Below are 13,196 nucleotides of genomic sequence, written 5' to 3'. Positions count from 1 at the left end.
TCTTTTTAAAATAAAAGTGAGTTATTTAAAGGAGTTTAATGAATGAGAGATTTACCAATTATAGCTTTAGATTTTGATTCTGAGAATCATGTTCTTGATTTTTTAGATCAATTTGATGAACCACTTTTTGTAAAAGTAGGAATGGAATTATATTATCAAACTGGACCAGCTTTAATTAAGAAAATAAAAGAACGTGGACATGATATATTTTTAGACCTTAAGTTACACGATATTCCTAATACAGTTCAAAAAGCTATGGAGGGTTTAGGTAAGTTAAATGTTGATTTAGTTAACGTGCATGCTGCTGGTGGAACTGAAATGATGAAACATGCTGTAAAAGGGTTACGTAAATATAATGAAACTACTAAAATAATAGCAGTGACTCAATTAACATCAACGACTGAAGAAATGCTTCATCAAGAACAAAATATCCAAACGTCTATTGAAGAAGCAGTGTTGAATTATGCAAAATTAGCGCAAGAGTCAGGATTAGATGGCGTAGTATGTTCGCCATTAGAAGCTAAATTACTGACAAAGTCCCTGGGTTCTGAATTTTTAAAAGTGACGCCTGGTATCAGACCTAAAGGTGCAGCGGTGAATGATCAAAAACGTATTACAACTCCAGAAGACGCGAAACAATTAGGTTCAACTCACATTGTAGTGGGTCGCCCAATAACTCAAAGTGAGCATCCACAAGAGAGTTATACAAAAATAAAGGAAAGTTGGTTAGGTTAATATGTCAAAACACATAGCAAAATCATTATTAGATATTGAAGCAGTAAGTTTATCACCCAATGACTTATTCACATGGAGTTCAGGCATAAAATCACCTATCTATTGTGATAATCGTATTACATTAGGTTACCCTAAAGTACGTCAAGACATTCGTGATGGATTAAGTGAACTTATTACAGAACATTTTGGTAATGTAGAGGTTATTTCAGGAACAGCCACTGCTGGTATTCCACATGCTGCTTATATTTCTGAAAAACTAAACTTACCAATGAACTATGTACGATCTAAAAGTAAAAGTCATGGTAAACAAAATCAAATTGAAGGCGCACAAAGTAAAAATAAAAAAGTCGTTGTCGTTGAAGATTTAATTTCAACAGGGGGGTCATCAATTACTGCAGTGGAAGCTTTAAAAGAAGCAGGGGCTGAAGTCGTAGGTGTAGTTGCAATCTTTACTTATGGTCTAGCTAAAGCAGACGACATGTTCAAACAAGCGAATCTACCATTCTATACGCTAAGTAATTATAATGAACTTATTGAAGTAGCTAAAGAAGAAGGCAAAATTTCAGAAAATGATATTCAAACATTAGTGGATTGGCGCGATAATCTCTAAGTATCGCTTAAAGGGTGATAAAGTTGGCTAAAGACAAAGATAATAATGCATTTTATAATCATTTAAAACATGTGAATCAATTTTTATACAGTGAAAAAGAATTTAAACAAACAGCACATGTATTAACTATTAAAGAAAGTATTAAACATATGCATCACGCACAAATGGAATCTTTTGAGCATACAAGTGACTTCTTTAAAAAAGCCAAAGCACGTTTACGTCAAAAAGATAAAATCTAAATATAGAAAAAAGATACATATAAATAATGAATCAACATGTTTATATGTATCTTTTTATATCAATCTATAATTAACTTAACGTATAAAGATTTTAATTAACACCCATCCGATTAATAAAACGATGACCATTGCTAATAGTGGTAGAATATAATGCATCATATTAAGTGCCTCCTATTATACTTTTATTTAATTTTAACTGTTTATGGAAAGTTTTCAAAATTAAAGCTACTTTTAATTCAAAGTTCTTAATAGCTAACTTTTTATTATTTTTAAAAATAGTTTAAAATAGACATTAATTATAAATTATAGGAGGATTACAATGGAAATACCTAAAGTGACACCATTTTTAATGTTTAATAATCAGGCTGAAGAAGCAGTCAATTTATATACGAGCTTATTTAAAAACAGTGAGATTTTAACAATGGTAAAATACGGAGAAGACGGTCCTGGAGAACCTGGGACAGTTCAACATTCTATTTTCACATTAAATGGTCAAGTCTTCATGGCGATAGATGCCGATAATGGTGAAGAATTACCAATGAATCCTTCCATCTCTTTATATGTCACTGTTGAAGATGTTATGGAAATGGAACGTTTATTTAATGGTCTAAAAAAAGAAGGCGCTATACTTATGCCTAAAACTCCTATGCCACCATTTCGTGAGTTTGCATGGGTGCAAGATAAATTTGGAGTAAGTTTCCAACTTGCATTACCAGAAAAATAGACGCTATGATATATAAAATCCGTAGATGACTTGAAAAAAGCATCTACGGATTTTTATTTTTTTAATTTTTATCCTGCTTCATATGCTGGATTTGGTCATAATCAGGTGTTGCATATAACGTTTTTTGATTATCATATGTGACAAATCCTGGTTTAGCGCCAGAAGGTTTATGGACATTTTTAATTTCTGTATAGTCTACCGGTATCTGACCAGAATTTCCAGCTTTAGAGAAATAGCCCGCAAGCATTGCTGCCTCTTTTATCGTAGTCTCACTCGGTGCATCATTTAAAATGACAACATGCGAACCTGGAATATCTTTAGTGTGGAACCATAGATGTGATTTTTGAGCTTTACGATTTGTTAAATAATCATTTTGCTTATTATTTTTACCTACTAAAATCGTGTCACCATCTGAAGATATATATGTTTGTAAATGGATTTTATCTTGTTTTTTCTTTTTAGTATTTTTACGTTGTTTCATAAATCCTAGTTCTGCTAATTCATCACGAATGTCATCAATTTCATCAACTGTAATATGTTCTAATTGCTGTTCAATATTGGCAAAATAGTCAATATTTTCACGTGTAAGAGCAATTTGAAGATCGAGTTCTTTTTCTCGTGTCTTCATTCGGTTATATTGCTTATAGTAGTATTGAGCATTCACAGATGGTGATTTAGTAGGGTCTAATGGAATCGTTATTTCTTCATTAGTATAATAATTTAGAACGTTTATAGACGCGTCACCTTGTTGAATACGATAAATATTAGCAGTAATGAGTTCACCGTATAATTGTTGTGTATCTTTATCTTTAGCACTTTCGTATTCGTCTATAAGTTTACTTAACTTGTGTTGATATTTTTGTAATTGTTGTTGTACGAAGCGTACTAAATCATTCGCACGTTGCTTTACACGCTCTCGCTCACCTCTAGCATCATAATAACGATCTAATAAATCATGTAAAGAATCATAGATAACAATATCATCCGAGAATTGTTTTAATTTCATAAAATAGAAATCTTCTTTACCTGTTTCATGATTTTTATGAAATACTGGCACGGGTACTTTTAATGTTTGGTCAATGACTTCTTCAAAAGCTTGAGGAAGCGTATCTTGATTCATAAATGGGTAACGATTTGTAATTTCATTTGTAATTAGAGGACTAAAGCCTTCAAACGCATTGAGTAATTGTTTAGCAATTTTTCCGGCATTAAAGTCAACGAATTTGAGCACCTCATCACTTGAAATATCATATGGATTTCGTTTGTTTTGAGTAGGAGGAGCTTCATATTTGAAACCAGGCATCACTGTACGATACTGATTTGTATTTGGCGTCAAGTGTTTAAAGCCTTCTATAATTTTATATTGATCATCTACTAGTATTAAATTACTATGTTTACCCATAATTTCCAATATCACTGTTCGATATATCGTATCGCCAATTTCATCTTTACTTTCAATGTCAATTTCTACTCTACGATCATTACCTATTTGTCGTATTGATTTAACAATACCTCCCTCTAAATGCTTACGAAAGACACGTGCAAACATTGGTGGGTCAAAGGGATTGTCGTACTTTTTATTGGTGAGATGCATTCTTGAAAAGTTGGGATGAATGGATAATAATAGATGATGGTTTTTACGATTTTGACGAATAATCATAATGATCGTGTCATTTTCAGGTTGATTAATTTTGTGAATTCTACCTGTTACTAAAAATTGTAGTGATTCTATTATCTTTTTTGTGAATAAGCCATCATAAGCCATAATTTTTTTCCACCTTCAGTTTTGTCATTCATTATATTGTAACATGGTAACAATAGAGCGTCATGAGTTAAGTTTATCCTAGTACACTCTATACAATGTAAACAACAATGTGATATCATATTTAAATAATAGAAGAATAGCTTAGAGAGGTCGTAAGGCATGGATAATGAAAAAGGATTACTAATTGTTCTTTCAGGTCCTTCAGGAGTAGGTAAAGGAACTGTTCGTAAAGAGATATTTGACGATCCAACTACATCATATAAATACTCAATCTCGATGACTACGCGTCAAATGCGAGAAGGAGAAGTTAACGGTGTAGATTACTTTTTTAAAACGAAAGAAGAATTTGAAGCATTAATTCAAGAAGATCAATTTATTGAATATGCCGAATATGTAGGAAATTACTATGGGACACCCGTACAATATGTTAAAGATACAATGGCTGAAGGTCATGATGTATTTTTAGAAATTGAAGTTGAAGGTGCGAAACAAGTAAGAAAAAAATTTCCTGACGCATTATTTATCTTTCTTGCACCGCCAAGCTTAGATCATTTGAAAGAACGTCTTATTGGTCGCGGTACAGAAACAGATGAAAAGATTCAAAGCAGAGTAAATGAAGCACGTAAAGAAGTAGAAATGATGAATCTTTACGATTATGTCGTTGTTAATGATGAAGTTCATTTAGCTAAAGAAAGAATTCAATCAATTGTAGAAGCCGAGCACTTAAAAAGAGAACGCGTTGAAGCGATATATAGAAAAATGTTATTGGAGGCAAAAAAATAATGTTAAACCCACCGTTAAATCAATTACAATCACAAATTAATTCAAAATATTTAATTGCAACAACAGCTGCTAAACGTGCACGTGAATTAGACGAAAAGCCTGAAACTGCATTACTAAATGGTTATCATTCAGCAAAACCTGTAGGTGAAGCACTAGAAGAAATCGCAAGCGGAAAAATTTCACCTGTTGTACCTGAAGAATTTCAAGCATAAATAAAATTATTTCGTTATCAGTTAAGATGTTGTTCTGAAATATAAGTTATCATGTGTTTCAGACTTTTAAACATTTTTGCAATCTCTGATTCAATTGAAAATATACTTATATAAGCGTTTTTAGAATCAGTTAATCTTGCGGGAGTAGAACAGTGAATTAAAAATCTGTTCTACTCCCGTGTTTTTAGTTTTTCATCTTAGTTGTGTATAATAAATTTAAAAGTGAAGACTATAAATATAACTAAAGGAGTCGAATCATGAAGAACATTCTATTAGTTGTTACAGGAGGCATTGCTGCTTATAAAGCAATTGATTTAACTAGTAAACTTACTCAAGCGAATTATGATGTAAGAGTAATGCTCACGAATCATGCACAAGAATTTGTTACACCTTTAGCCTTTCAAGCCATTAGTAGAAACCCTGTATATACCAATACATTTATTGAAGAAAATCCTGAAGAAATTCAACATGTAGCATTAGGTGATTGGGCAGACTGCATCGTTGTTGCACCTGCTACTGCTAATACTATTGCCAAATTAAGTGTAGGCATTGCTGATGATATCGTCACATCAACGCTACTTGCTACAGAAATCCCTAAATTTATTGCTCCAGCTATGAATGTTCATATGTATGAAAATAAACGTACGCAACATAATATTTCTGTGTTAAAAGACGATGGATATCGTTTTATTGAACCTGGAGATGGTTTTTTAGCATGTGGGTACATTGCAAAGGGACGTATGGAGGAGCCTCTTCAAATTGTCAAAATAATCAATGATTATTTTAAAAATAAGAATAAACTATCACATAGATCTCATACTTCTTTTGAAGGGAAACATGCTTTAGTTACTGCAGGCCCTACAATTGAAGTGATTGATCCAGTAAGGTTTGTATCTAATCGTTCCTCTGGAAAAATGGGGTATGCAATTGCAGAAGCTTTAGCTAAAAGAGGTGCAAAGGTGACGCTTGTGGCAGGACCAACGCAACTTGATAATCCAGAGAATGTAGAAGTCATTCATGTAGAAAGTGCAGAAGAAATGTTTAATGCAGTTATAAGTCGATATGAAGAACAAGATATTGTTGTTAAAGCAGCAGCCGTCTCAGATTATACGCCGGCCGATGTATTGAATCATAAAATGAAAAAACAAGATGGCAATCTTTCTGTCACTTTTAAACGAACAAAAGACATTTTGAAATATTTAGGTGAACATAAAACGCATCAATACTTGGTCGGATTTGCAGCTGAAACCCAAAATATTAATGCTTATGCACAAGATAAATTAAAACGTAAAAATGCTGATGTCATTATTTCGAATAATGTAGGAGATCAAACCATTGGATTTCAATCTGATGATAATGAACTCACTATGCACTTTAAAGATGGACAACGTATTAATATAAAAAAAGGAAAGAAAGTGCAACTTGCACAACAAATTTTAGATGAACTGGAAACTAGGTGGCAATAATGATTGCGAAGGTCATTGTAGATATTCCTTCTAAGAGTGTTGATTTTAAATTCGATTATCTCATACCTGACCATTTAAAAGATTTTATAAAAGTGGGTGTAAGAGTTGTTGTACCGTTTGGTCCACGCACAATTCAAGGATATGTTATGGATATACAACAACAACCAAGTGAAGATGTCAATATAGATAGATTGAAAGCAATTAAAGAAATTCGAGATATTCGACCAGAATTAACACCTGAACTTATTCAATTAAGTGAATGGTTGAGTCATTATCATATTTCAAAACGTATTTCTGTGTTAGAAGCAATGCTTCCAAGTGCGATTAAAGCAAAATATACTAAAGTATTTAAAATAGTCCGTCACAATGATATTGAAGATGATATATTAAAATACTTTGATAACAACGGATATTATAAGTATAAAGATGCGCAAAAAAATAATCATTTAAATCTATTAAATCGTTTACTGGAACAACACTTAATAGAAGAAGAAACAATATTATCTCAACATACAAAAAGAAAAACACAGCGTGCAGTACGAGTTGTTGAAGGATACAATCCAGATGATATATTAGCTTTACTAGAAAAGAAATTAAAACAATATGATGTGTATGCTTATCTTTTAGAAGAACATCATAGAAATGTATTTTTAAAAGAACTTGAAGATATGGGATTTTCTAAATCAAGTATAGATGGTCTCGTTAAAAAAGGTTTCCTTGAAAAATATGATGCAGAAATTGAACGAGATCCTTTTGCAAATCGTATCTTTGAAAAAGAAGAAAAACGAACGTTAACCTCTGCTCAAAATGATGCATTTCAACAAATTAAAGAAAAAATAGATCACAATGCACAACGTACATTTTTATTACACGGCGTCACAGGTTCAGGAAAAACTGAAGTTTACTTGCAAGCCATTGAAGAAGTATTAAAAAAAGATAAACAAGCCATGATGCTTGTTCCAGAAATTGCGTTGACACCACAAATGGTTTTACGCTTTAAGCGACGTTTTGGTGATGATGTAGCTGTCCTACATTCAGGTTTGTCAAATGGTGAACGATATGATGAATGGCAAAAAATTAGAGATGGCAGAGCACGTGTAAGTGTAGGTGCTAGATCAAGTATCTTTGCACCATTTAAAAACTTAGGCATTATTATTATTGATGAAGAACATGAATCAACATATAAACAAGAAGATTATCCACGTTATCATGCTAGAGACATAGCAGAATGGCGAAGTCAATTTCATCAATGCCCATTAATATTAGGAAGTGCGACACCAAGTCTTGAATCTTATGCACGGGCAGAAAAAAATGTATATCAATTACTTACTTTACCTGAAAGAGTGAATCAACAAGCTTTACCTTCAATAGATATCATTGATATGAGAGCAGAACTAAGTTCAGGTAATCGTTCCATGTTCTCTGAAGAATTAAGACAAGCGATTCAAGATAGACTGAATAAAAATGAACAAATCGTTTTATTTTTAAATCGACGGGGTTATGCTTCGTTTATGTTATGTCGAGATTGTGGATATGTCCCACAATGTCCACATTGCGATATTTCGTTAACTTATCATAAGACGACAGACCAACTAAAATGCCACTATTGCGGCTATCAAGACTTGCCTCCTAACCTGTGTCCTAATTGTGAAAGCCCACATATCAGACAGGTTGGAACAGGTACACAAAGGGTAGAAGAAATTTTACAACAAGAATTTGAAGAGGCACGTATTATTCGTATGGATGTAGATACGACGTCAAGAAAAGGTGCACATGAAAAGCTATTGACTGATTTTGAAAATGGAAAAGGCGATATTTTATTAGGCACACAAATGATTGCAAAAGGTTTAGATTATCCAAATATAACATTAGTTGGTGTGCTTAATGCCGACACAATGTTAAATTTGCCCGACTTTAGAGCGAGTGAAAGAACGTATCAGTTACTTACACAAGTTTCAGGTCGTGCTGGTCGTCATGAAAAACCCGGTAAAGTGATTATTCAAACATATAATCCAACTCATTATGCAATAGAAGATGTTCAAAAAAATGATTATTTAACGTTTTATCATAAAGAAATGCAATTTAGAAAATTAGGTAAATATCCACCTTATTATTATTTAATTAATTTTACTATTGCGCATAAAAATATGAAAAAAGTAATGGAAGCTGCTAAACATGTACATCAAATTTTACTGCAACATCTTTCAGAAAGAGCACTCGTACTTGGACCTTCTCCAGCGGCAATTGCTAGAATTAATAACGAACATCGTTTTCAAATATTGGTTAAATACAAGCGAGAGCCAGAATTAATTCATGCATTACAGTACTTAGATGATTATTATCATGAAGCATATATTAAAGATAAATTATCATTAAAGATTGATATCAATCCTCAAATATTAATGTAAAAAAAGAGTTGCACCATTTGCGTTTAGCTGCGTGGTGTAACTCTTTTTGTATTTACAGGTTACATTGTTACGTTTCCATTTTCATCTGCTGGTCTTAGTAATGTCAGAATCGCACTGATGATTGCAATAATATGAGGAATTCCTGTCCAACAAAATAATAAATGAAGAAGACCAGACATCATTTTACCAGCATAAAATTTGTGTACGCCAAAGCCACCTAAAAAGACAGCTAGGATAATGTAAATCACTTTATTGACTTCCATTCTTTATACCTCCTTAGTCTATTTAATATATTAATGTCTTCATGATTATTTTAGATATGAAAAAAATTAAAAGCAATTAAAGTTATCTAAGAAGAGTGAAGGTAAGACTAAGGTCGCATTTTAATTTGAATTACGTTATAATAATATGATGAATTTTTTTGGGGAGGCGTTCTAAGTGGCAATAAAGAAATTAGTTCCATCGACTCATCCTGTTTTATTTAAAAAAGCAAAAAAGATAACAACTTTTGATGAAAATTTAAAACGTTTATTATTAGATATTGAAGACACTTTATATTCTGAAGAAGCATCAGCTTTATCAGCGCCACAAATTGGTGTAAGTCAACGTGTTGCTATGATTGACATGGAAGCAGAAGGACTTTTGCAATTAATCAATCCTAAAATCAAAACAGAATCTAATGAGAAAATCATTGACTTAGAAGGTTCGGTTAATCTTCCTAATGTATTTGGTGAGGTAGAACGTAGTAAAATGATAACTGTAGAAGCAAATGATTTAGAAGGTCACGAGATTGAATTAACTGCTTATGATGATGTAGCTAGGATGATACTACACATCATTGATCAATTAGATGGTATTCCATTTACCGAACGTGCTATAAAAATATTGACTGAAAAAGAAGTGGAGGCATATTTTGACAATGAGTAAGATAATTTTTATGGGAACACCAGATTTTTCAACAAAAGTACTAGAGATGTTAATCGCTGAACATGAAGTCATCGCAGTAGTTACTCAACCAGACAGACCAGTAGGACGTAAGCGTGTATTAACGCCTCCTCCTGTAAAGAAAGTGGCAGAAACATACCACATTCCAGTATATCAACCTGAAAAGTTAAAAGATTCTAATGAGTTAAATGAACTTATGGATTTAAATCCTGATTTAATTGTAACGGCAGCATTTGGACAATTATTACCTGAAAGTCTATTAAATCTCCCTAAGTTAGGTGCTGTAAATGTACATGCCTCATTATTACCAAAATATCGAGGTGGAGCACCTATTCACCAAGCCATTATAGATGGTGAATCACAAACGGGTATTACAATCATGTATATGGTGAAAAAGTTAGATGCAGGCAATATTATTTCTCAAAAGGCCAGCGACATTGAAGATGATGATAACGTAGGATCAATGCATGATAAATTAAGCTTTTTAGGTGCAGATTTATTAAAAGAAACATTACCTTTTATTATAGATGGTTCAAATGAAAGTATTCCACAAGATGATTCAAAAGCAACGTTTGCGTCTAATATTAGCAGAGAAGACGAACGTATCGATTGGACTAAAAGTGCTAAAGAGATACACAATCATATTCGCGGATTATCACCATGGCCAGTGGCTTATACAACTATGAATAATAAAAATTTAAAACTATATCAATCTCATATTGAAAAAGGAAAAAACGGAGAACCAGGTGAAATTATAGAAATCACTAAGACTGCAATTATTGTAGGAACTGGTTCTTTGGATGCTATTGCATTAACAGATATTCAATTATCTGGGAAAAAACGAATGCTTGCTGCTCAATATTTAAGTGGTGTACAAGATTCATTAGTGGGGACTAAATTAGTATGACACAATCAGTAAGAGACCTTGCATTTCAGTCTATTCAAGATATTTTAAACGATAATGCTTATAGCAATTTAAAAATTAACGAAGTCATTAACCAATATAATATTGCAACTGTCGATAAAGCATTGTTTACAGAATTAGTTTATGGAACAATAAAGCGTAAAATGACTTTAGATTTTTATTTAAAACCCTTTGTTAAGACTAGAATTAAAGGTTGGGTACGTCAATTATTATGGATGAGTTTATATCAATATGTCTTCCTAGATAAAATACCTAATCACGCAATTATAAATGAAGCAGTTAATATTGCTAAACGTCGTGGTGGCCAGCATAATGGGAACATTGTTAATGCTATACTTCGTCATATATTTAAAAGTGACTTACCGACATTGGAAACAATTAAGAATGAAAAGCAACGCATGACGATTGAGTATAGTATACCAAGATGGATTATTGAGCATTGGATTACACATTACGGAATAGAAACGACACATAAGATTGCAAAATCATTTCTAGTACAATCTGCAAGTACAGTAAGAGTGAATACAAGTCGTACGGATGTTGAAACAATAAGTAAGGCGCTTTTACAAGAAGGCTATCATGTGGATATCGATCAACTCATTCCATATTGTTTACATCTTACAGGTAAACCAGTGATTGAATCTCGAGCTTTTAAAGATGGACTTATTTCCATCCAAGATAAAAGTTCAATGTTAGTAGGGTATTTAATGGATGTTCAAAAAGACGATACCATACTAGATGCATGCAGTGCTCCTGGCGGTAAGACTTGTCATATGGCAGAATTACTAGCATCCACTGGCCATGTAGATGCTACAGATATTCATAAGCATAAAATTGGTTTAATTAAAGAAAATATCAAAAAGTTAAAATTAAAGAATGTGTCCACTTTCGACCATGATGCAACAAAACCATATTCAGAACTATATGACAAAATTTTAGTAGATGCACCTTGTAGTGGATTAGGTGTATTAAAACATAAGCCTGAAATTAAATATGTACAATCTAAGGATAGTATTAATGATCTTGTAGAAATTCAATTAAGTATATTAGATAATGTTAAACATAACTTGAAACCAGGCGGTTCACTTATTTATTCAACCTGCACAATTGAACAAATGGAAAATGAAAATGTAATTTATACATTTTTAAAGGAAAATAAAGATTTTGAATTTGAATTAATAACGCATCCTATTACTGGTGAAAAAGTAAAAACACTACAAATTTTGCCACAAGACTTTAATTCAGATGGCTTTTTCATTACTAAAATAAAAAGAAAGGAAAGTTAAGATGATAACTGCTGAAAAAAAGAAAAAAAATAAATTTTTACCAAATTTTGAAAAACAATCAATATATTCGTTAAGATATGATGAAATGCAAAATTGGTTAGTTGAGCACGGACAACAAAAATTTAGAGCTAAACAAATTTTTGAATGGTTATATCAAAAGCGTGTAGACACTATTGATGAGATGACTAATTTATCTAAAGACTTAAGACAATTGTTAAAAGATAACTTTGTTATGACAACGTTAACTACCGTAGTTAAACAAGAAAGTAAAGATGGAACAATTAAGTTTTTATTTGAATTACAAGATGGTTATACTATTGAAACGGTATTAATGAGACACGATTACGGTAATTCTGTATGTGTAACGACTCAAGTTGGCTGTCGAATTGGTTGTACATTTTGTGCTTCAACTTTAGGTGGTTTAAAGCGTAACTTAGAGGCTGGCGAGATTGTATCTCAAGTACTTACAGTTCAAAAAGCACTTGATGCTACTAATGAACGTGTATCACAAATTGTTATTATGGGAATTGGTGAACCCTTCGAAAATTATGATGAAATGATGGACTTTTTAAAAATAGTCAATGATGATAATAGTTTAAACATTGGAGCGCGACATATTACAGTATCAACGTCAGGAATTATCCCACGTATTTATGACTTTGCTGATGAACAAATTCAAATTAATTTTGCAGTAAGTTTACATGCTGCTAAAGATGAAATTCGTTCAAAATTAATGCCAATTAATAGAGCGTATAATGTTGGAAAATTAATGGAAGCAATTAAATATTATCAAGAAAAAACGAATCGTCGAATTACATTTGAATATGGATTGTTTGGAGGCGTAAATGATCAACTTGAACATGCAAGAGATTTAGCACATTTAATTAAAGATTTAAACTGTCATGTGAATCTTATACCAGTCAATCATGTTCCTGAACGTAATTATGTTAAAACACCCAAAGATGATATTTTTAAATTTGAAAAAGAATTGAAACGTTTAGGCATCAATGCAACAATTAGAAGAGAACAAGGTTCAGATATAGATGCAGCATGTGGACAATTAAGAGCTAAGGAACGACAAGTAGAAACGAGGTAATC

At 32.2% G+C, this 13,196-nt stretch carries 14 protein-coding genes; 12 read left to right on the top strand and 2 right to left on the bottom strand.

The window, feature by feature from the left end; translation table 11 throughout:
- The first annotated feature begins 42 nt into the window (after window positions 1-42).
- The 4 genes from pyrF to NST64_RS07665 all read left to right on the top strand — a co-directional run bounded on the left by pyrF (window position 43) and on the right by NST64_RS07665 (window position 2,308).
- Window positions 43-735, top strand: a complete 693-nt coding sequence (pyrF, locus tag NST64_RS07680) for an orotidine-5'-phosphate decarboxylase (RefSeq protein WP_002448794.1) — start codon at window positions 43-45, stop codon at window positions 733-735.
- Between the two features lies 1 nt (window position 736).
- Window positions 737-1,345 (top strand): orotate phosphoribosyltransferase, encoded by a 609-nt coding sequence (pyrE, locus tag NST64_RS07675; RefSeq protein ID WP_002448722.1) that lies wholly within the window; start codon window positions 737-739, stop codon window positions 1,343-1,345.
- A gap of 14 nt (window positions 1,346-1,359) precedes the next feature.
- Complete coding sequence (locus NST64_RS07670; RefSeq protein ID WP_002455445.1) at window positions 1,360-1,584, top strand: hypothetical protein; 225 nt, start codon at window positions 1,360-1,362, stop codon at window positions 1,582-1,584.
- A 319-nt stretch (window positions 1,585-1,903) separates the two neighbouring features.
- Entirely contained in the window at window positions 1,904-2,308 is a 405-nt protein-coding gene (locus NST64_RS07665; protein WP_002448810.1) for a VOC family protein, read from the top strand.
- Between the two features lie 61 nt (window positions 2,309-2,369).
- Here the strand turns inward: NST64_RS07665 and NST64_RS07660 are convergent, their stop codons facing one another.
- Complete coding sequence (locus NST64_RS07660) at window positions 2,370-4,073, bottom strand: Rqc2 family fibronectin-binding protein (protein WP_002488677.1); 1,704 nt, start codon at window positions 4,071-4,073, stop codon at window positions 2,370-2,372.
- Window positions 4,074-4,232: 159 nt separating this feature from the next.
- Between NST64_RS07660 and gmk the strand changes: the two genes are divergently transcribed.
- From gmk to priA, 4 genes are all read left to right on the top strand, one after another.
- A complete protein-coding gene (gene gmk, locus NST64_RS07655; RefSeq protein ID WP_002448723.1) occupies window positions 4,233-4,856 on the top strand; it encodes a guanylate kinase in 624 nt (207 codons plus the stop codon).
- A complete protein-coding gene (rpoZ, locus tag NST64_RS07650) occupies window positions 4,856-5,068 on the top strand; it encodes a DNA-directed RNA polymerase subunit omega (protein WP_002448867.1) in 213 nt (70 codons plus the stop codon). The genes gmk and rpoZ overlap by 1 nt, the downstream gene beginning before the upstream one ends.
- 257 nt (window positions 5,069-5,325) lie before the next feature.
- A complete protein-coding gene (coaBC, locus tag NST64_RS07645) occupies window positions 5,326-6,534 on the top strand; it encodes a bifunctional phosphopantothenoylcysteine decarboxylase/phosphopantothenate--cysteine ligase CoaBC (RefSeq protein ID WP_002448784.1) in 1,209 nt (402 codons plus the stop codon).
- A complete protein-coding gene (priA, locus tag NST64_RS07640) occupies window positions 6,534-8,942 on the top strand; it encodes a primosomal protein N' (protein WP_002448816.1) in 2,409 nt (802 codons plus the stop codon). Before coaBC ends, priA begins: the two co-directional genes overlap by 1 nt.
- A gap of 59 nt (window positions 8,943-9,001) precedes the next feature.
- On the opposite strand, the gene NST64_RS07635 is transcribed toward priA, so the two are convergent.
- Window positions 9,002-9,205, bottom strand: coding sequence for a TM2 domain-containing protein (locus NST64_RS07635; RefSeq protein ID WP_002448731.1), 204 nt, complete (start codon window positions 9,203-9,205; stop codon window positions 9,002-9,004).
- 175 nt (window positions 9,206-9,380) lie between these two features.
- Between NST64_RS07635 and NST64_RS07630 the strand changes: the two genes are divergently transcribed.
- The 4 genes from NST64_RS07630 to rlmN are packed head-to-tail and all read left to right on the top strand — an operon-like array spanning window position 9,381 to window position 13,194.
- Entirely contained in the window at window positions 9,381-9,869 is a 489-nt protein-coding gene (locus NST64_RS07630) for a peptide deformylase (protein ID WP_002448820.1), read from the top strand.
- Window positions 9,862-10,794 carry a methionyl-tRNA formyltransferase gene (gene fmt, locus NST64_RS07625; RefSeq protein ID WP_049418230.1) on the top strand — a complete coding sequence of 311 codons (933 nt, stop codon included), beginning with the start codon at window positions 9,862-9,864 and terminating at the stop codon, window positions 10,792-10,794. Before NST64_RS07630 ends, fmt begins: the two co-directional genes overlap by 8 nt.
- Window positions 10,791-12,098, top strand: coding sequence for a 16S rRNA (cytosine(967)-C(5))-methyltransferase RsmB (gene rsmB / locus NST64_RS07620; protein ID WP_049418210.1), 1,308 nt, complete (start codon window positions 10,791-10,793; stop codon window positions 12,096-12,098). The genes fmt and rsmB overlap by 4 nt, the downstream gene beginning before the upstream one ends.
- Window position 12,099: 1 nt before the next feature.
- Window positions 12,100-13,194 (top strand): 23S rRNA (adenine(2503)-C(2))-methyltransferase RlmN, encoded by a 1,095-nt coding sequence (gene rlmN / locus NST64_RS07615; RefSeq protein ID WP_002448746.1) that lies wholly within the window; start codon window positions 12,100-12,102, stop codon window positions 13,192-13,194.
- Window positions 13,195-13,196 lie beyond the last annotated feature (2 nt).

Source organism: Staphylococcus sp. FSL W8-1268, from assembly GCF_038003965.1.
In the GTDB taxonomy this organism is placed as follows: domain Bacteria; phylum Bacillota; class Bacilli; order Staphylococcales; family Staphylococcaceae; genus Staphylococcus; species Staphylococcus hominis.
This window is presented reverse-complemented; position numbering and strand designations above follow the sequence as displayed.

What these genes read in the sequence shown, in the direction of transcription:
- pyrF (WP_002448794.1), top strand. Translation starts at nt 43, where the DNA reads ATGAGAGATTTACCAATTATAGCTTTAGATTTTGATTCTGAGAATCAT.
- pyrE (WP_002448722.1), top strand. Translation starts at nt 737, where the DNA reads ATGTCAAAACACATAGCAAAATCATTATTAGATATTGAAGCAGTAAGT.
- NST64_RS07665 (WP_002448810.1), top strand. Translation starts at nt 1,904, where the DNA reads ATGGAAATACCTAAAGTGACACCATTTTTAATGTTTAATAATCAGGCT.
- NST64_RS07660 (WP_002488677.1), bottom strand. Translation starts at nt 4,073, where the DNA reads ATGGCTTATGATGGCTTATTCACAAAAAAGATAATAGAATCACTACAA.
- gmk (WP_002448723.1), top strand. Translation starts at nt 4,233, where the DNA reads ATGGATAATGAAAAAGGATTACTAATTGTTCTTTCAGGTCCTTCAGGA.
- rpoZ (WP_002448867.1), top strand. Translation starts at nt 4,856, where the DNA reads ATGTTAAACCCACCGTTAAATCAATTACAATCACAAATTAATTCAAAA.
- coaBC (WP_002448784.1), top strand. Translation starts at nt 5,326, where the DNA reads ATGAAGAACATTCTATTAGTTGTTACAGGAGGCATTGCTGCTTATAAA.
- priA (WP_002448816.1), top strand. Translation starts at nt 6,534, where the DNA reads ATGATTGCGAAGGTCATTGTAGATATTCCTTCTAAGAGTGTTGATTTT.
- NST64_RS07635 (WP_002448731.1), bottom strand. Translation starts at nt 9,205, where the DNA reads ATGGAAGTCAATAAAGTGATTTACATTATCCTAGCTGTCTTTTTAGGT.
- fmt (WP_049418230.1), top strand. Translation starts at nt 9,862, where the DNA reads ATGAGTAAGATAATTTTTATGGGAACACCAGATTTTTCAACAAAAGTA.
- rsmB (WP_049418210.1), top strand. Translation starts at nt 10,791, where the DNA reads ATGACACAATCAGTAAGAGACCTTGCATTTCAGTCTATTCAAGATATT.
- rlmN (WP_002448746.1), top strand. Translation starts at nt 12,100, where the DNA reads ATGATAACTGCTGAAAAAAAGAAAAAAAATAAATTTTTACCAAATTTT.